The following is a 24,111-nucleotide window of genomic DNA, read 5'->3' as shown; positions in this document are numbered from 1 at the left end:
TGGACGTCGGTCGGGGTCCGCCGCCCCGTCATCCCAGCCCTGGCAGACCGCGCAGCTCCGCCGTCCGCAGGAGGCGCCCGAAGACCAGGAACAGCAGCACCATCGTCAGCCCGCCCGCGACCAGCGAGAGGTAGCCCGACGCCGAACTCCGTTCGCAGACACGGTCGATGAACCAGCCCGCGCCACCGGCGGCGGTGGCGGCCGTGACCAGCGCGGACGAACGCACCAGCCCGCCCCCGGCCTTGGGCTTCGCGTGCGACGGTGCCGAGCGTTCGGTTGTCGTCTTCTCGATCATGGGCCCAATCTACGGAAGCCGCCCGCGCGGCCGATCTGGCCGGCAGCCGCCGCGCGGCCGCGCTTCTCAGGACGTGGCGAAGGTGAGGACCGGTTTCACGACGTCCGTTCTCATGCGTGCGACCGCTTCGTCGATCCTCTCGAACGGGAGGGCCGTGATGAGCCGTTCCGCCGGGAAGCGGCCCTCGGCCTGCCATGAGAGCAGCAGCGGGACGAGTTCCTTCGGGTTCGCGTCGCCCTCGATGCTGCCCCGGACCGTCTTGCCGCCGCCGATGAGGTCCATCGTGTCGAGGTTCAGGTCTCCCGCGCCGAGGCCGACGACGACCAGGGATCCCAGCCGTCCCAGGGCGAGGGCGGCGTTGCGGACGACCGCCGGGACTCCGGTGGTGTCGAAGGCGTGGGTCGCGCCTCCCCCGGTGAGCTCCCTGATCCGTTCGACGAGGTCCGCGTCGGCGCCGTCCAGGGTGTGGGTGGCGCCCAACTGTGCCGCCAGGTCACGCCGTTGCTTCGCGAGGTCCACGGCGATCACCGTGCCGGTACCCAGGGCGTTGGCCGCCATGACCGCCGCGAGACCGACCCCGCCACAGCCGAACACGACCAGGCTGGAGTCCGGTTCGGGGCGCAGGACGTTCACCACCGATCCCGCGCCGGTCTGGAAGCCGCAGCCCATGGGCGCCGCCGTCACCAGGTCGGTGTCCGCCGCGACCACCACGACGTTCTCGCGGGTGGCCATCGCGTGCCGGGCGAAGCTCGACTGGCCGAAGAACGAGGACCACACGTCGCTGCCGTCCAGGCTGAGGGCCGCGCTGCCGTCCGGGCGGCGGCCCGCGTTGTTCAGGGCGGCGAACCGGGCGCAGTACGCCCGGCTGCCTGCGGCGCAACTGCCGCACGTGCCACAGCTGTTGTAGCTGAGGACGACCCGGTCCCCGGGCCGCACGTCCGTGACCTCGGCGCCCGTCGCCTCCACGATTCCGGCGCCCTCGTGGCCGTACACCGCGGGCACACCCGCCGGCATCATGGCCTTCGTGACCAGGTCGGTGTGGCAGATGCCCGCCGCGGTGACGCGGACGAGGATCTCGTCGGGGCGCGGGTCCGCGATCTCGACGTCCTCGATGGTGAATCCGGTGTCGGGGCCGTACGACACGGCTGCCTGAGTGCGCATGGTTCCACCAACTCCGGTTCAGGCGCCGTTGATACGGGCGCGGAGGTCGGTCAGTGTTTGGGCGACGAAGCCGCGCAGCGCCTCCGCCTCCGCCTCGCCCGCCGGGGGCAGCAGCCGCTGGGCCAGCCCCGTTCCGGTGGTACTGGCCGCGATCGTCCGGCGGTGGCTGAAGGTCCGGAACCCGGTCCTCCCGTGGTAAGCGCCCATACCGCTGCGTCCGATGCCGCCCGACGGCGCGCCCTCCACACCCCAGTGCGCGGCGAGGTCGTTGCGGGTGACACCGCCGGAGGTGGTCCGTTCGACGAACCGGCGGAACTCCGGTCCGTCGGAGCCGAAGAAGTAGGCGGCCAGGGGGCTGGGACGGGCGGCCACGTAGGTGATGACCTCGTCGAGCTCGTCGTACGGGTACACCACCAGGACCGGGCCGAAGATCTCCTCCGAGGCGATCGCCATGTCCTCGGTCACGTCCAGCAGCACGGTGGGGGCGATACGGCGGCCCGCGCGCCGGGGCAGGGCACCGGCCTCCTCCGGCGGGGCGACGGTCCGGACCCGGGCGCCCTTCGCCTCGGCGTCGGCGATCAGGCCCGTGACCCGGTCGAAGTTGCGGTCGTCGACGATCGAGACCACGTTCGGGTTGTCCAGCCAGGTCGGGAAGTACGACCGTACCGAACGCTCGTAGCGCGTCACGAAGTCGTCGACACGGGCGCGGGGTACGAAGACGTAGTCCGGGCAGAGGCAGATCTGGCCGCCGTTCATCAGCCGCATGGCGGCCACGCGTTCGGCGGCCAGGCCGAGGTCCGCGTCCGAGCCGAGGACCACCGGGTTCTTGCCGCCGAGCTCCAGCGTCACCGGGACCAGGTTCGCCCCGGCCGCCTCGGCCACCTTGGCGCCGACGCCGGGCGAGCCGGTGAAGATGAGGTGGTCGAAGGGGAGCGCCGAGAACGCCGACGCGGTGACGACCCCGCCGCGTACGACCACGACCTCCTCGGGGTCCATCCGGGTGGCGACGGCCCGGGCGAAGACCTCGGCCGTACGCTCGGCCACCTCCGAGAACTTGATCATCACACGGTTGCCGGCCCCCAGCGCCTCGATCGCGGGCTGGACGACAAGCGTGACCGGGAAGTTCCAGGGGCCGATCACGCCGACGACCCCCTTGGGGCGGGTCTGGACGAACGCGGGCGTGCCGGCCTCGGCGGAGCCCGGGATCTCCTCGTCCGCCATCCACTCCGCCAGGTGCCGCCGGATCAGCTGCACATCGGGGATGACCCCGACGATGTCACTGGCCAGGTTCGCCAGGAGCGGGCGGGAGCCGAAGTCGGCGTCCAGGGCTACGCACAGTTCCTCGGTGTGCTCCAGGACGCAGGCGAGGAAGCGGTCGATGCGGTCGAGCCGTACGTCGAGGGCGGGCGGGCCCTCGGCCAGAAAGGCGGCGCGCTGGGCGTCCAGAAGTGCGCGCTGACGGACGGCGGAGGGGTCCACCGGCAGGGGTGCGGTGAGGGTGGTCATGAGGAATTCCCTTCAGGCGGCGGGGTGGAAGACGGGGACCGCCTCGCCGCCCTCGGGGCGTTCGAAGGCGACGGTGACGGGCATGCCGGACCAGGGGCGCTCGCCGGGCCGCAGGCCGTGCAGGGCCGCGTACAGCCAGGGGCCTTCGGTGAGTTCGATCAGCGCCGCGGTCCGCTCCGCGCCGGGTGCCCGGCCGTGGACGACGGTCCAGGAGACGACGGTTCCGGTGCCGGCGGCCGGTTCCCAGGTCGCCGTGGCATGCCGGCACAGGGGGCAGGCGTCGCACTGCGGGGCGGCGTGTGCGCCGCAGGCGGTGCAGCGGCGGACGAGCAGGTGACCGCGGGCGGTGGCGTCGAAGAAGGGGGTTGTGGCGGGATCGCGGTGTACGACGGGGACGGTCATGGTGGCTCCGGGGCTCAGGCGTGCGGGTGGGGGCTGAGGACCAGCGTCGAGTGGTGGTCGAGGATGCCGCCGTTGCCGCTGACCAGGACGATGTCGTGGCGGGGCACCTGGCGTTCGCCCGCTTCGCCGCGGGCCTGGAGGACCGCCTCGGAGAGCGGGGTCATGCCCCACATGTAGTAGGAGGAGAGCTGGCCGCCGCCCGTGTTGACCGGCAGCGAGCCGCCGGGGGCGAGCGCACCGCTCGCCGCGAACGCCCCGCCCTCGCCCTTGGCGCAGAAGCCGTAGTCCTCCAGGGTGAGCAGCGCGGTGAAGGTGTAGCAGTCGTAGAGTTCGGCGACGTCCACGTCGTCGACGGCGACACCGGCCATCTTCATCGCCGCCGGGCCGGACTGGGCGGCACCGCTGACTAGGCCGAAGTCGCTGTCGCGGTGCATCGGCAGGCCCGGGTGGGACTGGGCCCAGCCGAGCACATGGACCGGCGGCCTGCGCAGGTGGGCCGCTCGTTCCGCCGTCGTGACGACGACCGCCACCCCGCCGTTGCTGACCAGGCAGCAGTCGAGCAGATGGAACGGCTCGGCGATCATCCTGGACGCCTGGTGGTCCTCGACCGTGATCGGGTCGCGGAACTGGGCGCGGGGGTTCATCGCCGCCCAGGCCCGCTGGGCGACCGCGACATGGGCGAGTTGCTCGCTGGTGGTGCCGTAGGTGTCCATGTGGCGGCGGGCGGCCATCGCGTACATCGGGTTGGCGCCCGCGAGGCCGGCCGCGGTCATGAGGCCGTCCCAGCCGGCGAGGCCGCGGGCTCCGGCGTAGGCGGCGCCCGCCGAGGACTTCTCCCTCAGCGGCGCGTCGGCGAAGACGCAGGCGACGGCCTCGGCCATGCCGGCGCGGACCGCCATCGCCGCGTACTGCACCATGCCGCCGGCGGTGGAGCCGTAGGCCTGCATCTCGGACAGCAGCCTGAGGTCCCGCAGGCCGAGTTGCCTCTGCAGGGCGAGGCCGACGCCGCCGGTGACCCCGCTGCTGGTGAGCAGTCCGTCGAGGTCGGTCGGGGCGAGGCCCGCGTCGGCGGCGGCCCGGCGCACGGCGTCGGCCGCGAAGTCGGCGGCGCCACGGCCGTACACCTTGCCCATGTCGGTGATGCCCAGGCCGGCGATGACGGGGCCGCGGGCGGGGCTTTCCGCAGTGCTCACGATGGTCAACTGCCTTTCCTTGTACGGCGTTTCAGCGGGCCTGCCAGACCGGGGCACGCTTCTCGGCGAAGGCGCGGGTGCCGTCCTGGGCGTCCTTGGAGGTCATGACGGCCCGGCCCTCCTGGTGTGTGAGCTCCCAGGCGGTGCGCTCGGACTCGACGCGTCCGGTGGTGATGCCCCGGGCGATGCGCTTGCTGGCCTGGACGGCGAGGGGCGCGTTGGCGGCGATACGGTCGGCCAGGGCGAGGGCCTCGGTCAGGACCCGGTCGGCGGGCACGACCCGGTTCACCAGGCCGAGGGCGCGGGCGGTGGGCGCGTCCAGGGTGTCGCCGGTCAGCAGCAGTTCCATGGCGACCTTGGGCGGCAGCTGCGCGGCGAGGCGGAAGGCGCCGCCGGCGCCCGCGATGATGCCCCGCCTGACCTCGGGCAGCCCGAAGGAGGCGTCCTCGGCCGCCACGACGAGGTCGCTGGCCAGCGCGATCTCGGTGCCGCCGCCGAGGGCGAAGCCACGCACGGCGGCGATGGTGGGCTTGCCGATGTGATGGCTGACGTACCCGGCGAAGCCCCAGTCCTTCGTCTCCGGCGGCATGATGTTCTCGCCCCGGGCCACCGCCTTGAGATCGGCGCCCGCGCAGAAGGCCTTCTCGCCGGCGCCGGTGATGACGACGGCGCGGATCTCCGGGTCCCGGTCGGCCTCCTCCAGCGCCTCGCCGACGCCCAGGGCGACGGCCGCGTTGACGGCGTTGCGGGCCTCGGGCCGGTTGAGGGTGATCACCATGACGTGGTCGTGGCGTTCCACGAGGACGGCGGGGATACTCACGGCGGATGTCGCCTCCTGGATCTCGAGCACCCCTCGGGCGATGAGCTTGTCGATGTCCTCGTCGGCCAGGGCGAGCGGGTCGCGGGCGATCTCCCGGGTGTGCTCGGCGGGCAGCGGCGCGGGGCGCTGCGGCGGGTCGGCGAGGTGGCGCGAGCGGGCCGGACGGGCCTCGCTGGGCAACGGTTCGGGGAGGGTCGGCTGGCGCAGCTCGGTGAAGAAGCCGCGGGCCTTCAGCTGCGGATCGGTCAGCAGTTCCGGGACGCGGAGCATCGGGGCGGCCGGGACCCCGGACGCCTGGAGGAGTTCGGTGACCTCGTGGGGTGTGCGGGCGGCGGTCCAGGAGGAGACGTCCTCGTCCCCGACGACGGCACGCAGGCGCTCGCGGTCCGTGTCGTCCCGTACGCCGATCACGCACCACTGGTCGTCGCCCGCGCAGGGGTACACCCCGTCCGAAGCCGCCTGCGGGGAGCCCGGGTCCAGCCACTCCCCCACCAGGTGCTCGGCCAGCGCGTCCAGGATGATCTCCGCCTGCGCGATGCCGACCGTGCCGCCCCGTCCGGTGCCGCGCAGCCGGATCAGCTGGGCGACGACGGCGGCGGCGCCGACCCGGCCCACCACGTGGTCGGGGTAGATGGTGATCGAGTCGCTGTGGCCGTCCGGGTCGCCGGGGTACCTCCACAGGTCGCTCAGGCCGGTCGACGCGCGGACCAGGGGGCCGTAGCCCATCCGGCGGCTCCACGGTCCGCTCGCGCCGAAGGCGCTGCTGTCGGCGACGACCAGGCGGGGGTTGAGGCCGAGCAGGACGTCCGGGCCGAGGCCGAGGGCTTCGAGGGTGCCGGGCTTGAAGTTGGACAGGACGACGTCCGCCTCGGCGGCGAGCCGCTTGAAGAGGGCGGCGCCCTTCGGATCGCGCAGGTTCAGGCCGAGGCTGCGCTTGTTGCGGTGGCCCCAGGCGGCCGACGCGGTGACGACCTCGCCGGTCATGGACTGGCGTCCGCCGTCGGGGAAGGCGCGGTTCTCCACCTTGACGACGTCGGCGCCGTGGTCGGCGAGCAGCCGGCCCAGTTCGGCCCCGGCGACGATGACCCCGAGGTCGAGGACACGGAGGCCGGTGAGCGGGTGGGTGCGTCCGGGAGCCGTCGGGGCCGGGGCACGGACCGTACGGGTCTCGCCGAACACCTCGGCGTTGTGCTCGCCGGGCAGCGGAGCCCTGCGGGACGGGGCGAGGCGGCCGCCGTCGGCCTCCAGGAAGCCGGTGGGCACCCGGGCGGTGAGCCCGGGCGCGAGTTCCAGGTCCGCCAGGGCGCCGCGCTCCAGGTAGTGCCCGGCGTGCAGGGCCTCGCCGGGGGTCAGTACGGCCGCGATGGGCACGCCGTGTTCCTGGCCCTGGCGTACGAGGTCGTCGCGGGTGCGGCCCTTGAAGTGGGCGGCGATCCGGGCCTGGATACGGTCGGCCTCCTGGAAGCGGACGGCGAGGCTCTCGTAGCGCGGGTCTGCGAACTCCTCGGGCTCGCCCAGCCAGGCCCGCAGCCCGCGCCACTGCCGGGCGCCGAGCACGCAGATGCGGACGAGCCCGTCGGCGCACCGGAAGATCGGGTACAGGTGTCCGGCGGAGGGCCGGCCGGGGGGCCAGTCGGCGGCCCGCCTGCCGCCGGTGGCGGAGCCGCCCATGCCGAAGCCGGGGTCGATGATCTGGGCGACCGCCTCGTGCACGGAGAAGTCGATGTGGTCGCCGTGGCCGGTGCGGAGGCTGTTGTAGTGGGCCAGCAGGGCCACCCAGGCCGCCTGGAAGTTGGCGGACTCGGTCACGAGCGACCCGGGCGGCGGCAGCGGCGGGCGGCCGGGCAGGCCGGAGCGGGACAGCAGACCGCTGAGGGCCGCGTGTACGGCGTCGGTGGCCGCGTATCCGGCGTACGGGCCGGTCAGTCCGAAGTCGGTGACGGTGACCAGCACGAGCCGGGGGTTGCGGGCCGCCACGGTGTCGTAGTCGAGGCCGGGGCTGTCGGGCCGCCGCGACTCGATCCAGATGTCGGCCGTGTCCAGCAGGGCGAGCAGGTCGCGGCGGCCGTCCTCGGTGGCCGGGTCGAGGGTGACACCGCGTTTGCCGGCGTTGCGGACGGCGAAGTAGAGACTGGTGCCCCGGTGGAGCGGGGCCCTGCGGCGGGCGCGGGCGCCGGCCGGTGGTTCCACCAGGATCACGTCGGCGCCGAGGGCGGCCAGGAAGCGGCCGGCTCCCTCGCCGCGTCCGTCGGTGGTGTCGACCACTCGGATTCCGTGCAGGGGTGCCGCTTCTCGGACTCCGTGCAGGGGCGTTGCTTCGGTCATCACTCACCTCCGGGCCTGGCCGGCCGCCGCCGCGCCGCACCGACGCAGGGCAGGGCGGACCCACGAAGGACAAGGGGGTCACGCCTGGGGTGCGGGGCGGGAACGCCCGTACCAGCGCGCGTCGGAGAGCTGCGGCGGCCGGGTGTCGGCCATGTGAACTCCGCGTTTCCGTGCCCTCAGCCTCACGCCGGGCAAGGGCCGCTGTACACGTCCGTTTCGCTGATGTGCACGTGTCCGCAGCGGCAACGTCACCGCTTCTGGAGGCGGCGCGGGGACGGTGATCTACTGGCCTCGTGGACATCCAGCAGCTGCGCTACTTCCTGGCCGTCGCCGACGAACTGCACTTCGGCCGGGCCGCGGAGCGCCTGCATGTGACGGCCTCGCCGCTGAGCCGGCGGATCCGGGAGCTGGAGCACGAGCTGGGCCGCGATCTGTTCGTCCGCGAACACCACCATGTGGAACTGACCTCCTTCGGGGAGGTCTTCCGGGGCCCGGCGCGGGACGTGGTGCGGGACTTCGACGGCCTGCGCGACCTCGGCCGCGAGCATCCCGACGCACCGCGCTGCCGGGTCGGGGCGGCTCCCCTGACCCCGCCGAAGGTGCTGGACGCGGTCCTCGCCGTCTACCGGGAGGCGGCCCCTCAGGTCGAGCTGCCCGTCGCCCTCGCCTCCTCGGCCGAACTCCTGGACCGGCTCGCCGCCGACCGCGTCGACCTCGCCCTCGTCCATCTCCCGCTCGGCAGGACCGACCTGGAGAGCCTGGTCATCGCCCGGGGCCCGCTGGGCGTGGCGATGCCGGCGGACGACGAGCTGGCCGACCGCACGACGCTGACACTGCGGGATCTACGGCACCGCCAGGTGCTGGTGACCTCGGCCAAGGTGCATCCGTCCGTGATGGCCGAGCACAGGTCGGCGCTGCTGGCGGCCGGGGTCACCCGCCTGGTACCCCTCCCGCACAACGACACCGTGCAGATCGCCGCCCATGTCCTGCGCACCGGCGCCCTGACGCTCACCGTCCTCGGCGACGACCTCCCCGCGTCCCGTGTCTTCGAGACCCCGGCGTTCCGCCTCGTACCGCTCGACGAACCCGGACTGTCCCTGCGGGTCGGGATCGCCTGGCGGGCCGAGGCGGAGGGCGCGGTGCCGGGGCTGCGGGAGGCGCTGGCGGCACTGCGGCAGCGGTACGGGGACGCGCCGGCGACCCTGTGACAGGGCGCCGGTGCGGCGTGCAGACCGGTCGAGAGGTCGTCAGTCGTCGGGGATGCCGGGTCCGCCGAGCGCGGGGACGGTCCGCTCGCGGCGGGCCAGGGAGCGGGCGCCGAGCCAGAACTGGTCGAGTCTGTCGATGATGGTCCGGCCGACCGGGGTGTGGCCCCAGACGCTGATGCCCTGGTGGGTGCCGGGTTCCCAGGTGGACTCGTCGATGACGACGGGGTTCCAGCCGACCTCCCACTCGAAGCCCGAGGGGGTGCGGGCGTAGTAGGAGAGCTCCTTGTCGTTGGTGTGCTGACCGACGGACAGGGCCATGTCGAAGCCGAGTTCGTGCACCCGCTGGTAGCTGCGGGCCAGGTCGTCCAGGGAGGCGGCCTGGATGTTCAGGTGCTGGACGCGGGTGCGGACGGGGTCGATCGGCAGGCCCCGTACGGCGGCGATCGCGATCGAGTGGTGGCGTTCGTTGACGCGCAGGAAGCGGATCCTGAGCTTGACGCCGCTGATGGTCTCGTCGATGCGGTCGGTGAGGCGGGCGTCGAAGACGGTGTCGAAGTAGCCGCGCACCAGGGCGGGTTCGGCCGAGGTGATGGCGACATGGCCCATGCCCGCGTCGCCGGTGACCCAGCCGGAGGCGAGCATCTTCAGGGGCTCCGCGGAGGTGACCGGGGTGGTGTAGATCTCCTGGGTGATGCCCTTGGGGCCGGGGAAGCGCAGCAGCCGTTCGACGCCGCGCTGCCTCGCCTCCTCGGCGGTGCCCTCGGCGACGGGGACGCCGTGGGCGCGGACGCGGGCCTCGATCCGCTCGAAGCTCACATGGTCGTCGACGTGCCAGCCGGTGGCGACGACGTCCTCGGCGGGGCCGCGCCGCAGCAGGAACCGGCACTCCTGGTCGTCCAGCCGGAACCGCATCAGGCCGGTGCCGAGGTCGTCGTGGTGCATGCCGATGGCGTCGGTGCCGAAACGGCGCCAGTCTGCGAACCTGTTCGTCTCGATGACGAGGTAGCCGAGGTGGACGGAGCCGAAGACGGAGGCGTCCGGGGTGGAGTTCATCGTCGGCCTGCCAGGAAGTCGGCGCAGATCCGGTTGAACAGCCCGGCGCGTTCGAACTGGACCCAGTGCCCGGTGTTGGCGACCTCGTACAGATCGCAGTTGGGCATCCGGCCGGCCAGCATCCGGCCGCCGGACGGCCGGTTGACCTTGTCGGCGGCGCCCCACAGCACCAGGGTCGGCACGGGCAGCCGGGACAGCCGCCGGTCCCGGGTGAAGTCCGTCTTCCACAGGGTGCGCAGCGCGTTCGGGCCGGACGGGCGGCGCAGCGGCGGGGCCGCCACCACCTCCGGGTCGATGCTGGCCTCGTAACGCGCGTCGATCACCGAGTCGGGAACGTCGGCGGCGTTGAAGACCAGCCAGGTGCGGATGAACTTCTCCAGCTTCAGGCGCGACGGCCCGTCCCCGGAGTAGTAGTCGAGGAGGCTGTTGAGGCCGGGCGTGGGCAGGGCGCGGGTGGTGCCGATGCCGCCGGGGCCCATCAGGACCATCCGGTCGACCCGGTCGGGGGTGTCCAGGGCGAGCCGCAGGGCGCAGGCGCCGCCGTAGGAGTTGCCGACCAGGTGGGCCCTGTCCAGGCCGAGTCCGTCGAGCAGGCCGCGGATGCCGTCGGCGAGGTGGCCGAAGGGGTCGGTGCCGTCCACGCCCTTGCTGCTGCGGCCGTAGCCGGGCAGGTCGGGGACGATGACCCGGTACTCCCTGGCCAGCTCGGCGATGTTCCGGCTGTAGTTGGAGACGCCCGAGGCGCCGGGGCCGCCGCCGTGCAGGAGCAGGACCGGCGGGCCGTCACCGGTCTCCGCGACGAAGATCGTCCTGCCCCGGGCCTCGATCAGGTACTCCTGCATCGGCGGGGGCGCGGTGTGCGTGGTCATGGCGTTCCCTGGTGTGCGGCGGCGGTGGTGGTGGTCGGCGCGGGTGCGAACCCGGCCGGGGGTGGCGGGAATCGGTCGCCGGCGGGCGCGGCCGCGTAGACGTAGGCGTCCGGGCGCAGGGCGAGGGTGGTGGCGCGGTACGCGGTCATCCAGGGCAGCAGGACGTCGTCGCTGTCGACCACCGCTCCCCCGGCGGGGCGCGAGCCGGCCGGCAGGACGGTGAGCGAGGGGACGTCCCACCCGGGGCGGGGGTCGGCGGTGCGGGCGTGCAGCAGCAGCCAGCGGCCGGCGAGGACGTCGTCCAGGCGGACCCGGGTGCCGTCGGACGCGGTGACCCAGGGCTGCGGGATCTGGTGCCCCGAGGCCTTGGTACGCGGGCGGGCCTGGAAGCCCTTGGCATAGGACGCGGCCGGTATCCAGTGGGAGTCCGCGAGACGGGAGGTGAGGCCCGACAGCGGGCGGATCGCACGCAGCGCCGTGTCCCGGACACGGGCCACCGGGAGCCGGCGTTCGGTGATGATCCGGCCGACGAACACGGCCCGCCGGGTGACCTCCCTGACGTGCGGCTTGCGTTCGGCCTCGTAGGAGTCGAGGACCGACTCGGGCAGTTCGCCGCGCAGCACGGCGGCGAGCTTCCAGCACAGGTTGGCCGCGTCCCGCACACCGGCCGCCATGCCCTGGCCGATCCACGGCGGCATCGCGTGCGCGGCGTCCCCGGCGAGGAAGACCCGGCCCACCCGGAAGCGGGCGGCGAAGCGGACGTGGTGGCTGTAGACGGTGGCGCGCAGGATCCTGAACCGGTCCGGGCCGATGCCGTACCGGGACACCATGGCGTGGATCGCGTCGTCGGTGGTCAGGCGCTGCTCGTCGTCGCCGGGCAGGATCGGGAACTCCCAGCGGTGGTGCCCCAGCGGGGTCGGGCAGTCCACGGCCGGGCGGGCCGGGTCACAGCGGAACCGCAGCCGGTCGTGGTCCGGCCACGGCTCCAGCATCTTCGTGTCGACGACCACCCAGCGGTCCTCGTACGTCCGCCCCTCGTAGCCCACGTTGAGCTGCGCGCGGGTGAGGCTGGAGCCGCCGTCTGCCGCGATGACGTACCTCGCGCGCAGCCGTCGTACGGAGTCGTCGGCGGTCCCGGCCACCGTCAGCTCCACGCCGTCCGCGTCCTGACGCACCCTCAGGCACTCGTGGCGCAGCAGGACTTCGACGTTCGGGTAGCGGTCGACGCCCTCGCGCAGGGCCTTCTCCAGGGCGGGCTGGTAGAGGAACATCTGCGCTGGATGGCCGTGGCCGCGGGGGGCGGGGCGGGCGCTGAGGAAGGTGCGGCCGCGGGCGTCGACGAAGTCCAGCGGCCGCTCGCCGAGCATGTCCTGCTTCAGCCGGTCGGCCAGGCCGATGCGCTGCCAGATCCGGATGACCTCCTCGTCCGTGGAGATCGCCCGGGCCCGCGAGTAGACCTCGCCGTCCCGCTCCAGCACGACGACCCTGAGGCCCGTCGCGCCCAGCAGGTTCGCCGCGGTCACCCCTGTGGGGCCGTATCCGATCACCGCCACGTCGTAGGCGCTGCCGTCGGCTACGTCGTCGGCTCTGTTCTCGGCGCTGGTCCCTGTCACCGGTCACCTCACTGTCGTTCCTGTCGCGGCTCTTTGCTGTAGCGTTCACTCCAATTGGAATAGTTGCTACGGTAAGCACGCCGCAAGGGACGGTCAAGTGCCGTCACCACGGGAAAGGCAGCCCCCATGACCACCCCGCCCCGCCGGATCGACGTCCACCAGCACCTCGTGCCCGCCCTCTACCGCGACGCGCTCGCCGCAGCCGGCATCACCGAGGCGGGCGGCCGTACCCTGCCCGACTGGAGCCCCGAGGCGGCCCTGGAGGCCATGGACCTGCTGGGCACCGAGACCGCGATCCTGTCCGTCTCCACGCCCGGCACCGCGTTCCTCACCGACCCCGGCGAGGCCGCCGGCCTGGCCCGGCGCCTCAACGAGTTCTCCGCCGCGCTCCCCGCCCGGCACCCGGGCCGCTTCGGCTGGTTCGCCACCCTGCCCATGCCCGACGCCACCGCCTCGGCGGGCGAGGCCGAGCGGGCCCTGACCGAGCTGGGCGCCGACGGCGTCACCCTGCTCGCCAACAACGACGGCGACTACCTCGGCGCCGACGGCCAGGACGCCCTGTGGCGGGTCCTGGACGAGCACCACGCCGTCGTCCTGGTCCACCCGGCCGAGCTGCCCTCTCCCGCCGTCGACGGCATCCCGCCCTTCGCCGCCGACTTCCTCCTCGACACCACCCGGGCCGCCTACCTGCTCGTCCGCAACGGAGTCGTACGCCGGTACCCGAACATCCGGTTCATCCTCAGCCACGCCGGCGGCTTCGTCCCGTACGCCTCCCACCGCATGGCCGTCGCCATCGCCGCCGACACCGGACGCAGCCCCCTCGACATCCTCGACGACCTCCGCGGCTTCTACTTCGACACCGCGCTCTCCTCCAGCCCCGCCGCCCTGCCCACGCTGCTCGCGTTCGCCCGCCCCGGACACGTCCTGTTCGGCAGCGACTGGCCGTTCGCGCCCACCGCCGCGGGCCTGTACTTCGCCAACGGACTCGACACCGCCGCCGTCCCGGGGGTCGACCGCGACAACGCCGAAGGCCTCTTCCCCCGCCTGGCCCGGAGCGCCCCCGTGCCGGTGCCGGCCCGGCCGCTCCCGGTACGCCTGCGCCGGGGCGCGCAGCGCGCCGGCGCCCGCCTCCTCTTCAAGCTCGTGCAACCCGGAACCGACTGAGGGCAGCGCCCCCGGCTGGGCGCTCCGCAGGCTGTGCCGAAGCACGGCACCGTCCTGTGCCGATGCGCGGCACCGTCGTGACCGGCCGCGCGAACGTGGCGGTAGCCGCACATCAAGCCCACGCGGCGGCACCCGCACGTCAACACAGCCCCGCGCCCCCTCAGGGCGCCGCCCAACCGCAGCGGACCTCGCCCGGCCCGCTCATCCGAAGGCCGCCGCCGGAACCCCGGTGGACTCGCCGATCTCGGCCCAGACCGTCTTGCCGTGCCGGGCGTGCCGGGTGCCCCAGCGGTCGGCGAGCTGCGCGACCAGCAGCAGACCGCGTCCGCCCTCGTCGAAGACCCGGGCCCGGCGCATGTGCGGGGTGGTGCTGCTGGCGTCGGACACCTCGCACAGCAGCGTGCGGTCGTGGATGAGACACAGGGTGATCGGGGCCGTGCCGTAGCGGATGGCGTTGGTGACCAGTTCGCTGATCACCAGCTCGGCGGTGAAGTCCAGCTCCGCCAGCCCCCAGTCGCGCAGCTGCCGGGAGACGTCCGCGCGGGCCCGGGCCACGACGGCGGGGTCCGCCTCCAGCTCCCAGGTGGCGACCCGGTCGGCCCCCATGACGTGGGTGCGGGCCAGGAGCAGGGCGATGTCGTCGTCGGGATGGCGGCCGGTCAGCAGCGCGTCGAGCACGGTGTCGCAGACCGCGTCCAGGGAGGGCGCGGGCCGCGCGAGCAGCTCCCGCAGGGTGGTGAGACCCACGTCGACGTCATGGTCGCGGGCCTCGATCAGGCCGTCCGTGTAGAGGGCGACGAGGCTGCCCTCGGGCAGGCCGACCTCCACCGTCTCGAAGGGCAGGCCGCCGAGGCCGAGGGGCGGGCCGGGCGGCAGCTCCAGGAGGTCCGCCGCTCCGTCGCGGATCACCACGGCGGGCGGCACATGGCCCGCGCGGGCCATGGTGCAGCACCGGGAGACGGGGTCGTAGACCGCGTACAGACAGGTGGCGCCGATGTGGTCGTCCGCGTCGGGCTCGGTGTCCGGATCGGTGGCCGCCTCGGCGGACAGCCGCAGGACGACGTCGTCCAGGTGGGTGAGGAGTTCGTCGGGCGGCAGGTCGATGTCGGCCAGGGTGCGTACGGCGGTCCGCAGCCGGCCCATGGTGGCGGCGGCGTGGATGCCGTGGCCGACGACATCGCCGACCACGAGCGCCACCCGGGCCCCGGACAGCGGGATCACGTCGTACCAGTCGCCGCCCACGCCGGCCTCGGGGCCGGCCGGCAGATACCGGTAGGCGACCTCCACCGCCGACTGCCGGGGCGCGTGCCGCGGGAGCAGGCTGCGCTGCAGGGTGAGGGCGGTGGCGCGGGCGTGCGTGTAGCGGCGGGCGTTGTCCACGGCGACCGCCGCCCTGACGGCGATCTCCTGGGCCAGGAACAGATCCTCGTCGTCGAAACGGTCGGGGTTGCGGTACCGCGCGAACTCGGCGACGCCGAGTGTGGTCCCCCGGGCACGCAACGGCACGGTGAGGGTGGAGTGCACTCCCCCGGCGTCCGGAGAACCGTCGCTGTGGTGCCGGGTGGGCCGCCCGGAGACCAGGGCCAGCGCCGGGGGCGATCCGTCCGGGCAGGTGTGCAGTTCCTGCGGCATCCCATGGCCGGCCCCGGTGTGCGGTTCCCGCGGCGTTCCGTGACCGGCCCCGGTGCGCGGTTCCCACGACGCCCCGGTGTCGGCCCCGCGGTGCCGGTCCCGCGGCGCCCCGGGAGCGGTCCCGTCGGCCTCCGCCAGGGCGACCCGGCGCAGCACCAACGGGCCCTCGCCGACGGCGTCCTGGCCGTGCAGCAGGGTGTCGACGAGGTCGACGGTGACGCAGTCGGCGAAGTGCTCGGTGGCCAGGTCCGCCAGCTCCTGTGCGGTGCGGACGATGTCGAGGGTGGTCCCGATGCGCAGGCCCGCCTCGTTGACCACCGCCATCCGCCAGCGCAGCCGACGGTCCCGCTCCTCCTGGAAGGCCGCCACGCCCTGCTCCGACGAGCGGTCCACGTAGACGGTGGACACCGCCATCAGCTCACGGGCCGCCTCGTTGATCTCCCGGGGATCGTCGCTGAGCCGGGGCAGCTCGGCCAGCAGCCAGTCGAGGACGATCTCCTCGCCCAGCCGGAACGCGCGCAGCATGCTGCTGAGCGGCGTGCCCTGCCGGGCCATCCGCCGGGCGCGGTCCGCGTCGGCGGGCGGTTGCTGGATGAGGCTCGGCTCGATGGCGATCTCCAGGCCGTACAGCGCGGCGGAGACATGCTCGGCGATGCTCTCCGACGCCATCCGGCCCACGCCCGGGTCCGCCCACAGCTCGGGCAGTTCGCGCCGCAGGCGGCGGTCCACGTCGGCGATCAGCTCATCGGCGCGCGAGCCGAGCTCACGGGCCGCACGGGACAGGAGACTGCCGGGCGCCACACACACGACGGTACGCCGGTCGCGTGTACGGCTCAGGGCCGCCCGGTCGTCGCCCCTCGGCCAGGAAGGCGGGCACCAGGCCGTCGAAGCGCGCGGCCTGCTCCCACTGCGGCCGGTGCCCGGCGCTCTCCACCAGGGCGAACCGCCTGCCCGGGATCTTCCCGGCCGTGTCCGTCCCGGCCGCCGCGGGGCCCGAGGGGTCGTCGGAGCTCAAGATCACCAGGGCGGAGGCGGCGTGGCCGGGCCGGGCCGGGAGTAGTGGGCGCGGCGGGTCGCGATCAGTTCCCCGGTGACCGTGGCGGGTCGGCCTTCGGTCAAGCCCTGGTGACCCCGACGGCCTCACCTCTGCCGCGTGCGTACGGTGGCGGACGTCCGGTGAACCGGCAGGGAACTCTTGGTCATGGGTTTCCCTGGACGGCCGTTCGAGTACGAAGGGCTGCCTAACATGAGGCGATCACGAACGGTACGAACCCTGGAGCTCGGGATGGTGTTGTCCGGCCTCAGCTGGAGGTCGTTGCGTCCCTGGGCGGTCGTCGGTGTCGCCGTCGTATGCCTGGTGGCCGGAGTCCTGGCGCTCACGCGCGACTCGCACCCCGCACACGCCGAGTCGGCCGGACTGCCGCACACCACGGTGGAGGTGTCCCCCAGCCGCTGCGGCCGGGGCTGGAGCGCGCCGACGCCCGGTGTCCAGGTCTTCGACCTGCACAACCCGACGGACGGCGCCGCCGAGGCGCTGCTCGAAGACCCGAAGAGCCAGGCCGTCTACGGCGAGGTGGAGGACATCGGCCCCGGTACCACCCGGGAGCTGACGGTCCGTCTCGGCAAGGGCGCCTTCGCGTTCAAGTGCGTGCCGGACGACGCCGACGCGGTCACCGGGCCCACGGTCCGTATCACCGAGGGGCGCAGCGGTCCGGCCGCCGCCCCGGTCACCGAGCACGACCTGATCCCGCCGGCGCTCGCCTACCAGAAGTGGGTCGGCAGCGGCCTGTCCGAGGTCGTACGGCTGACGACGGCCCTGCGGGACGCGATCGACCGCGGCGACCTCGGCGCCGCCCGCACCGCCTGGCTCCCCGCGCATCTGCAGTACGAGCGGATGGGCGCGGCGTACGACGCCTTCGGTGACGCGGACGGGGCGATCAACGGGACCGACGCGGGGCTGGCCGGCGGGGTGCACGACAAGGACTTCACCGGGTTCCACCGAGTCGAGTACGGCCTGTGGCACGGCGAGTCCGCCGCCGGACTGCGCGCACCGGCGGCCGCTCTGCTGAAGGCGGTCACCGGACTGCGCGACGACTGGGCGCAGACCCGGATGGACCCCGCCCAGCTGGGGCTGCGGGCACACGAGATCCTGGAGAACACGGTGCAGTTCGAGCTGACCGGCCGTACCGACTACGGCAGCGGCAGCAGCCTCGCCACCGCCCGCGCCAACCTGGACGGCACCGTCGAGGTCATGTCCCGGCTGCACTCGCTGCTCGCCACCCGGTACGCCGGTCTGGCCGAGCTGGAGGGCGAACTCGGCCGGGCCGGGAAGACGTTGGACGGTTTCGAGCACAACGGCAGCTGGACCCCGCTGGACCGGATCGGCCACCGGCAGCGCGAGGACGTCGACTCCGTCCTCGACGACCTGGTGGAACGGCTGGCCTCGGTGGCGACCCTGTGCGATCCACGGAGGACGGTGTGAGCGAGAAGCAGCAGACCGGCGGGGTGGGCCGTCGCGGATTCCTGCGGGGCGCGGCCCTCGCCGGTGCGGGGCTGGCCACCGGAGGCGCGGCCGCCCCAGGCGACGCGGACACCACCGGAAGCGCGGACACCGCCACCGGCACGCCCGCGGTCGCGCCCTTCCACGGCCCCCGTCAGCAGTCCGCGATCGCGGCGCCGCGGCGCACGACCGTGTTCGCCTCCCTCGACGTCACCGCCGGCGACCGGGCCGAGCTGGCCGAGCTGCTGCACACGCTCACCGAGCGCGCCCGCTTCCTGACCTCGGGCGGCGCCCCCGACCCGGTCGGCATCACCGCCCCGCCGGCCGACTCGGGCGTCCTCGGCGGGCAACTGCCGTCCGGCGCGCTGGCGGTGACCGTCGGTGTCGGCGCCTCGCTCTTCGACGACCGGTACGGGCTCGGGAAGCTGACGCCCCGTCGGCTGACGACGATGCCGGCCTTCCCCGACGACGACCTCAGGCCCGAGTGGTGCCACGGCGACCTGAGTCTGCAACTCCACGCCGACGACACCGACACCGTGCTGCACGCCCTGCGCGACATCGCCCGGCACACCCGGGGCGGTATGCAGGTCCGCTGGCGCCTGGACGGCTTCACCAGCCCGCCCCGCCCGTCCGGCACCCCGCGCAACCACTTCGGCTTCAAGGACGGCACCGCCAACCCGGAGACCGGCAGCGCCCGCGAGATGGACCGGCTGATATGGGTCGGCAAGGACTCCGGCGAGCCGGAGTGGGCGGTCGGCGGCAGCTATCAGGTGGTGCGGCTCATCAGGATGCTGGTGGAGTTCTGGGACCGGGTCTCCCTCAGCGAGCAGGAGCGGATGTTCGGCCGCTCCCGCGAGTCCGGGGCCCCGCTGGACGGCGACGCCGAGCACGACACGCCCGACTACGCCGACGATCCCAAGGGCGACGTCATCCCGCTGGACGCGCACATCCGGCTCGCCAACCCGCGCACCACGGCCACGGCCGAACAGCGGATACTGCGCCGCGCCTACAACTACGACCGGGGCATGGACAGCAACGGCAACCTCGACATGGGCCTGCTGTTCAGCTGCTACCAGCAGGACCTGGCCCGGCAGTTCGAGACCGTGCAGAAGCGGCTGGCCGGCGAACCGCTGGTCGACTACGTCTCCCCTTTCGGCGGCGGCTACTTCTACGCCCTGCCCGGTGTGGTCGACGGGAACGACTGGTACGGACGCGCTCTCCTCACCTGAGCTTGTTCGAACAACTCCATGGCAAGTCCCTGGCCCGATCGGTCAATACACAGTCAAGGTTTGCCCCAGCATCCCTGACCCGGTGTTCATTCGCGCGCCATCATGGCTCCGCCGCCCCGCCCGCAAGCGGGCGAAGCATCCCTGCCTGTACGACGCAGTGACGTTCATGCCCGGAGGGGAACCAGCATGGCCAGCACAGGAAGACGAACGGCGATCAGGAGCCTCGGCGCTCTCGCGGGGGCCGCCGCACTCACGGTCCTCGGCGGCACCGCGCCCAGCTGGGCCGCCGTACCCGCCGGGCACTCCGGCGGCTCGTCGACCACGACGCCGATCAAGCACGTGGTCGTGCTGTTCGACGAGAACATCTCCTTCGACCACTACTTCGCGACCTACCCGAAGGCCGCCAACACCGACGGCACGAAGTTCACGGCCGCGAAGAACACCCCGAAGGACATCGACACCCTCGCGCACGCCGGGCTGCTGACGAAGAACCCGAACCAGTACCTGCCCAAGCGGCTCACCTCGGCGCAGGCGATGACCTGCGACCAGAACCACTCCTACGGGCCCGAGCAGCTGGCCTACGACGGCGGCAAGGCCGACCAGTTCGTGCAGAACACCGAGGTCGACAAGTGCAGCGGCGGCCTGTTCGGCGAGCCCGGCCTGGTGATGGACTACTACGACGGCAACACGGTGACGGGGCTGTGGAACTACGCCCAGCACTACGCCCTCAACGACAAGTCGTACAGCTCGGTCTACGGCCCCTCCACGCCGGGTGCGCTCAACCTGATCTCGGGTCAGACGCACGGCGCGATCTCCGTGGACTCGGTCACGGGCAAGCAGACGTCGACCCCCGACTCGTACGCCATCGCCTCCCCGAACGCCAAGGGTGTCGGCACGGTCATCAACGACCCCGACCCGGCCTACGACGACTGCTCCGACAAGGACCACACCAGCACCAGCGCGCTGGCGTCGCTGCAGGGCAAGAACATCGGTGACCTGCTCAACTCCAAGAAGGTGACCTGGGGTTGGTTCCAGGGCGGCTTCCGTGCGTCGACCGCGTGGAACGGCACGTCCGGCTCCTACGCCAAGTGCGACACCACGCACACCAACACCGGCGGCGCGTCCGTGGTGGACTACAGCCCGCACCACAACCCGTTCTCGTACTACAAGTCGACGGCCAACCCGCACCACGTGGCGCCGAAGAACGTGAACGAGATCGGTCACAACGGCCAGGCGAACCACAACTACGACCTGACCGACTTCACCGCGGCCGCCAAGGCGGGCAAGCTCCCGGCAGTCAGCTTCGTCAAGGCCGGTGAGTACCAGGACGGCCACGCCGGCTACTCCGACCCGACGGACGAGCAGCACTTCCTGGTCAACGAGATCAACGCGATCCAGAGCTCGCCGCAGTGGAAGTCCACCGCGATCGTCGTCGCCTACGACGACTCCGACGGCTGGTACGACCACGCCTACGTCACGCCCCGCAACGGGTCCAAGGACAGCACGCTCGGCTCCAACGGCAAGGCGCTGGACAGCGCGGCCTGCCAGGCGGGCCCGGCCGCGACCGGCGGCTACGCCGACCGCTGCGGCCCCGGTACCCGGCAGCCGCTGCTGGTCATCTCGCCGTACAGCAAGGTGAACAAGGTCGACCACACCCTGACCAACCAGGCGTCGATCACCCGGTTCATCGAGAACAACTGGCGCACCGGCCGCGTCGGCGACCACTCCTTCGACGCCACGGCGGGCTCGCTGACGGGCATGTTCGACTTCCGGCACCCGAACAACAAGCAGGTGCTGCTGAACTCGGACGGCTCGGTCAAGTCCGTCAAGCCGATCCAGCACGTGGCCCCGGTCAGCACGCACATCACGCCGGGCCCGGCGATGGAGAACACGGCCGCGACGACCGACTCCGGCCAGTTCCCGACGCTCCCGGTCAGCCTCGGCGTGGGGGCCCTGCTGGCCGCCGGCGCCACGGGCACGTACCTGACCCTGCGCCGCAAGCAGCGCACCACGGCCTGACCCACACCCGGCCCCGACACCTCGGCACGGTCCTCCTCCCCGGACCGTGCCGAGGTGCGCCCGTCCCGCCCGTGCTCAGGTGCCGGGCCCGACCGCCGAGGTGCGGCGCGGGCAGCGCGTCCGGATCGCCTGGACCAACAGGTTCCCCAAGGGCATTGAGTGTCCGGTCACTTCGGTGCAGGTGCCGCTGCGCACGGACGGCCGCCCGCAGGCGAGCACCGAACCGGGCCGCGAGGACGTCTTCCGGGTGCCGGGCGGTCAGGTCCTGCGGGTCAGGGGGAGGTTCGACGGCGCGTACGGCCGGTTCATGTACCACTGCCACCTCCTCGGACACGAGGACATGGGCATGATGCGGCCCTTCGTCGTCATGCCCGAGGAGGCGATGAGGTTCGACCACGGCGAGGGTCGTACCGGCTGACGCTCCGCGAGGGGGCGTGCTCGGGGGCGGCGGTTATCGTTGGGGCGACGGCGTCGTCAAGGCGGAGGAACACGATGGACAGCGCAACCGGCCCCGGCTCCTGGTCCGCCGAGAACGACGCGGAGGCCGACCGGGTGCTGGCCACGGCGCGTCCGCTGGTGGCCGGGATCCAGGCGACGTTCGGCCGGATCTGCGAGGTCGTGCTGCACGACTTCCGGCGTGGTGACCACTCGGTGGTCGCGATCGCCGGCGACGTGACGCACCGCAGGGCGGGCTCCCCCATGAGCGCGATCGGGCTGTCGCTGCTGCGGCAGGGCGATGCGGCCGAGGACAAGCTCAACTACGTGACCCGGCTGCCGGACGGCCGGGTCATGAAGTCGACGACGATGCTGCTGCGCCTCGCCGACGGCACGGTGACGGGGGCGCTCTGCATCAACCTCGACGTGACGCAGCTGCGTATGTCGTCGATGCTGCTGAGCGAGGTCATCGGCGACGGCTCCGAGGCAACCGCCTCGGAGCCGCAGCCGGTCACCTTCGGCAGTGACGCGGAGACCGTCATCGAGTCGGTGCTCGCCGAGGTCGAGGGGCAGTTGGGCAAGCCGCTCACCCAACTCGCCACCGCGGAGTGGCTGTCGGTGTTCAGGGCCCTCGACGAGCGGGGGGTCTTCCAGCTCCGGCGGGCGGTTCCGATGCTGGCCGGGAGGCTGGGGATCTCCCGCGCGTCCGTCTACAACCACATCGGCAGACTGCGCGACGAGACCCCCAGCTGACCTCCGTCAGCCGTCGATGCGGTGGGTGCTCCAGAACGACGTCAGGTCCGTGCTGGTGGCCGCCTGGGCCGCCGCCTTGAACTCGGCGGTGGTCGAGACGCCGTACCAGTGCGAAGTGGCGTAGCTCTTCAGGAGGTTGGACATCGCGGTGTCGCCGATGAGGCGGCGCAGGTCGTGCAGGGCGCACTTGCCGTAGCCGTAGACGACGGTGGAGTAGCGGGAGGAGTGGGCGTCCCAGTACGCCATCGAGTTGGTGATCTTCTCGTCCGCCGAGGCCCAGGAGACGCTGCTCCAGCAGCCGGTGCCGGTCTTGCCGAGAGCCAGATCGGTGGCGTAGTCGGTGAACGCCTCGTCCAGCCAGGGGCTGTTGTACTCGTCGTCACCGACGATGCCGTACCACCACTGGTGCCCGATCTCATGGGTGAGGGCGGTGGTGCTGACGAGGTCGAGGACGAAGCCCGGGTACTCCATGCCGCCGAACCAGAAGTTGTTGTCGATGACCGCGTCCAACTCCCCGTAGGGGTAGGCCCCGAAGCGACCGGCGTGGGCGTCGACGGCCGTCTTGGCCGTGCTGAGCATGGACTGGGCGTTGGAGGAGCTGATGCCCGAGACGGAGTAGATGTTGATCGGGACTCCGCCGGTGGAGGTGCCGGAGATCTTGGTGAAGGGCCCGGCCGCCCAGGCGAAGTCACGGACCTTGGCGGCCGTGGCGGTGGTGACGGTACGGCCGCTGGTGCCGGGGGTGTCGGTGGAGGTGCCCGTCGCCGGGACCAGCAGGGTGCTGGGGTGGTCCAGGGTCACCTTGAAGTCGGCGGCCAGGGAGTAGAAGGACTCGCCGTTGTTGGTGTACGGGTCCAGGTGCCAGCCGGAGCCGTCCCGGACCGCGAGGACGGGCAGGGCGTTGCCGATCATGCTGAAGGCGCCGTCGTAGCCGAAGCGGTCGGCGCCGCTGGGGACGGTGATCCCGAGGTCGAAGCCGATCGTGGTGCTCTGGCCCTGGGCCAGCGGTGTCGGCAGGTCGACCTTCAGGGCGGTGCAGGCGACGGACAGCGCGCCGGCCGTGCCGCCGGTGACATTGCTGACGGTGATCGGCGGGGCCGAGCAGGTGCCGTGGTAGTTGTCCCACAGCCTGAGGTAGACCTCGCTGAGCGCGGTCGCGGAGGCGTTGGTGAAGCTCACGCTCTCGTGACCGGTCCAGCCGGTGCCGGTGGAGTTGCTGGTCAGGCTGACGGTGTACGACGGCGCGGCCGGGGTGCGGGTGGTGTCGCCCGGGGTGGTGGCGGCCGAGGTGTCCAGGGCGATGTCGTCGAGGACGAAGCTGGTCTGGAGACTGGAGTCCTCGGTGCCGGTGAAGGAGACGGTGACGGTCTGGCCCGCGAAGGACGACACGTCGAACGACTTCTGGACGTAGCCGGTGTTCTTGTCGAGGTTGGACCAGCTCGCCAGCGTCGTACTGCCGATCTTCGCGGTGAGCTTGTCGTACGCCGTCGAGGTCGTCGTCTCGGCGGTGTCGATGTGCATCCAGAAGGTGAGGGTGGCGGCGCATCCGGAGGGGACGGTCACGCTCTGCGAGAGCGTGTCGGTGTGGGTGGAGCCGGTGCCGTCCAGCCAGGCGAAGCTGGTGCCGCCGTGCGCGGACTGGCCGAAGCGGTTGGTGATCACACTGGTCGACGACTGCGTCCAGGGCGAACTCCCGCCCTCGAAACCGCCGTTGGTGATCAGCTGGGTCGAGGTGCACGCCGCCTCGGCGGCCGGTTCGGCCGCGGACGCCGAGGTGCCGGGCAGCAGGGCGGCGGCGAGTGCCGCGATGGCCAACGCGCTGGTGGCGAAGGCCTTGTGGGGGGTCGATCTCACACAGAACTCCTTTGCGGAGGCCGGGATCCCGGCCTGCTCGGTGGCCGCCGGTCCGGCTGGGGTGCGCCGGTGGCGGCCTC

General features: G+C 72.7%; 19 protein-coding genes. 7 read left to right on the top strand and 12 right to left on the bottom strand.

Features of this window, described 5'->3' with window-relative positions:
• Window positions 1-28 precede the first annotated feature (28 nt).
• The 6 genes from AB0D85_RS15940 to AB0D85_RS15915 all read right to left on the bottom strand — a co-directional run bounded on the left by AB0D85_RS15940 (window position 29) and on the right by AB0D85_RS15915 (window position 7,702).
• Window positions 29-295, bottom strand: coding sequence for a hypothetical protein (locus AB0D85_RS15940; protein WP_362319665.1), 267 nt, complete (start codon window positions 293-295; stop codon window positions 29-31).
• Window positions 296-361: 66 nt separating this feature from the next.
• The gene (locus AB0D85_RS15935; protein WP_362319662.1) at window positions 362-1,456 is read right to left on the bottom strand and encodes an NAD(P)-dependent alcohol dehydrogenase; all 1,095 of its coding nucleotides are present in this window, start codon (window positions 1,454-1,456) and stop codon (window positions 362-364) included.
• An 18-nt stretch (window positions 1,457-1,474) separates the two neighbouring features.
• Entirely contained in the window at window positions 1,475-2,962 is a 1,488-nt protein-coding gene (locus AB0D85_RS15930) for an aldehyde dehydrogenase family protein (RefSeq protein WP_362319659.1), read from the bottom strand.
• Window positions 2,963-2,974: 12 nt separating this feature from the next.
• Window positions 2,975-3,364, bottom strand: coding sequence for an OB-fold domain-containing protein (locus tag AB0D85_RS15925; protein ID WP_362319654.1), 390 nt, complete (start codon window positions 3,362-3,364; stop codon window positions 2,975-2,977).
• A 14-nt stretch (window positions 3,365-3,378) separates the two neighbouring features.
• Window positions 3,379-4,557 carry a thiolase family protein gene (locus AB0D85_RS15920; RefSeq protein WP_362319651.1) on the bottom strand — a complete coding sequence of 393 codons (1,179 nt, stop codon included), beginning with the start codon at window positions 4,555-4,557 and terminating at the stop codon, window positions 3,379-3,381.
• A gap of 31 nt (window positions 4,558-4,588) precedes the next feature.
• Window positions 4,589-7,702, bottom strand: coding sequence for a crotonase/enoyl-CoA hydratase family protein (locus AB0D85_RS15915; protein WP_362319648.1), 3,114 nt, complete (start codon window positions 7,700-7,702; stop codon window positions 4,589-4,591).
• A gap of 293 nt (window positions 7,703-7,995) precedes the next feature.
• Here AB0D85_RS15915 and AB0D85_RS15910 point away from each other — a divergent pair, with 293 nt between their 5' ends.
• Window positions 7,996-8,910 (top strand): LysR family transcriptional regulator, encoded by a 915-nt coding sequence (locus AB0D85_RS15910; protein ID WP_362319645.1) that lies wholly within the window; start codon window positions 7,996-7,998, stop codon window positions 8,908-8,910.
• Window positions 8,911-8,949: 39 nt separating this feature from the next.
• On the opposite strand, the gene AB0D85_RS15905 is transcribed toward AB0D85_RS15910, so the two are convergent.
• Genes AB0D85_RS15905 through AB0D85_RS15895 form a run of 3 tightly spaced genes read right to left on the bottom strand, consistent with a single transcriptional unit; the run spans window position 8,950 to window position 12,445 of the window.
• Complete coding sequence (locus AB0D85_RS15905; protein WP_362319642.1) at window positions 8,950-9,963, bottom strand: VOC family protein; 1,014 nt, start codon at window positions 9,961-9,963, stop codon at window positions 8,950-8,952.
• Window positions 9,960-10,832 carry an alpha/beta fold hydrolase gene (locus tag AB0D85_RS15900; RefSeq protein ID WP_362319639.1) on the bottom strand — a complete coding sequence of 291 codons (873 nt, stop codon included), beginning with the start codon at window positions 10,830-10,832 and terminating at the stop codon, window positions 9,960-9,962. The genes AB0D85_RS15905 and AB0D85_RS15900 overlap by 4 nt, the downstream gene beginning before the upstream one ends.
• Window positions 10,829-12,445, bottom strand: coding sequence for a bifunctional 3-(3-hydroxy-phenyl)propionate/3-hydroxycinnamic acid hydroxylase (locus AB0D85_RS15895; RefSeq protein ID WP_362319636.1), 1,617 nt, complete (start codon window positions 12,443-12,445; stop codon window positions 10,829-10,831). The genes AB0D85_RS15900 and AB0D85_RS15895 overlap by 4 nt, the downstream gene beginning before the upstream one ends.
• A gap of 126 nt (window positions 12,446-12,571) precedes the next feature.
• Here AB0D85_RS15895 and AB0D85_RS15890 point away from each other — a divergent pair, with 126 nt between their 5' ends.
• Window positions 12,572-13,609, top strand: coding sequence for an amidohydrolase family protein (locus AB0D85_RS15890; protein ID WP_362319633.1), 1,038 nt, complete (start codon window positions 12,572-12,574; stop codon window positions 13,607-13,609).
• A gap of 201 nt (window positions 13,610-13,810) precedes the next feature.
• Here AB0D85_RS15890 and AB0D85_RS15885 read toward each other — a convergent pair whose 3' ends face one another.
• The gene (locus AB0D85_RS15885; protein ID WP_362319630.1) at window positions 13,811-16,042 is read right to left on the bottom strand and encodes a SpoIIE family protein phosphatase; all 2,232 of its coding nucleotides are present in this window, start codon (window positions 16,040-16,042) and stop codon (window positions 13,811-13,813) included.
• Window positions 16,005-16,256, bottom strand: a complete 252-nt coding sequence (locus AB0D85_RS15880; protein ID WP_362319627.1) for a hypothetical protein — start codon at window positions 16,254-16,256, stop codon at window positions 16,005-16,007. Before AB0D85_RS15880 ends, AB0D85_RS15885 begins: the two co-directional genes overlap by 38 nt.
• A gap of 270 nt (window positions 16,257-16,526) precedes the next feature.
• Here AB0D85_RS15880 and AB0D85_RS15875 point away from each other — a divergent pair, with 270 nt between their 5' ends.
• From AB0D85_RS15875 to AB0D85_RS15855, 5 genes are all read left to right on the top strand, one after another.
• A complete protein-coding gene (locus tag AB0D85_RS15875) occupies window positions 16,527-17,723 on the top strand; it encodes an EfeM/EfeO family lipoprotein (protein WP_362319624.1) in 1,197 nt (398 codons plus the stop codon).
• Window positions 17,720-18,970: an iron uptake transporter deferrochelatase/peroxidase subunit gene (gene efeB, locus AB0D85_RS15870; RefSeq protein ID WP_362319621.1), complete on the top strand. Its 1,251-nt coding sequence runs from the start codon at window positions 17,720-17,722 to the stop codon at window positions 18,968-18,970. The genes AB0D85_RS15875 and efeB overlap by 4 nt, the downstream gene beginning before the upstream one ends.
• Before the next feature lie 186 nt (window positions 18,971-19,156).
• Window positions 19,157-20,989 carry an alkaline phosphatase family protein gene (locus AB0D85_RS15865; RefSeq protein ID WP_362319618.1) on the top strand — a complete coding sequence of 611 codons (1,833 nt, stop codon included), beginning with the start codon at window positions 19,157-19,159 and terminating at the stop codon, window positions 20,987-20,989.
• A 46-nt stretch (window positions 20,990-21,035) separates the two neighbouring features.
• Window positions 21,036-21,407 carry a multicopper oxidase domain-containing protein gene (locus AB0D85_RS15860; protein ID WP_362319616.1) on the top strand — a complete coding sequence of 124 codons (372 nt, stop codon included), beginning with the start codon at window positions 21,036-21,038 and terminating at the stop codon, window positions 21,405-21,407.
• Window positions 21,408-21,481: 74 nt separating this feature from the next.
• Window positions 21,482-22,177, top strand: coding sequence for a PAS domain-containing protein (locus tag AB0D85_RS15855; RefSeq protein WP_362319613.1), 696 nt, complete (start codon window positions 21,482-21,484; stop codon window positions 22,175-22,177).
• 6 nt (window positions 22,178-22,183) lie between these two features.
• Here AB0D85_RS15855 and AB0D85_RS15850 read toward each other — a convergent pair whose 3' ends face one another.
• Window positions 22,184-24,031: a M1 family aminopeptidase gene (locus AB0D85_RS15850; protein ID WP_362319610.1), complete on the bottom strand. Its 1,848-nt coding sequence runs from the start codon at window positions 24,029-24,031 to the stop codon at window positions 22,184-22,186.
• Window positions 24,032-24,111 lie beyond the last annotated feature (80 nt).

The organism is Streptomyces sp. NPDC048277 (genome assembly GCF_040652235.1).
Lineage (GTDB): Bacteria > Actinomycetota > Actinomycetes > Streptomycetales > Streptomycetaceae > Streptomyces.
The sequence above is the reverse complement of the archived record's forward strand: the minus strand, read 5'-3'. Positions and strand labels throughout refer to the sequence as shown.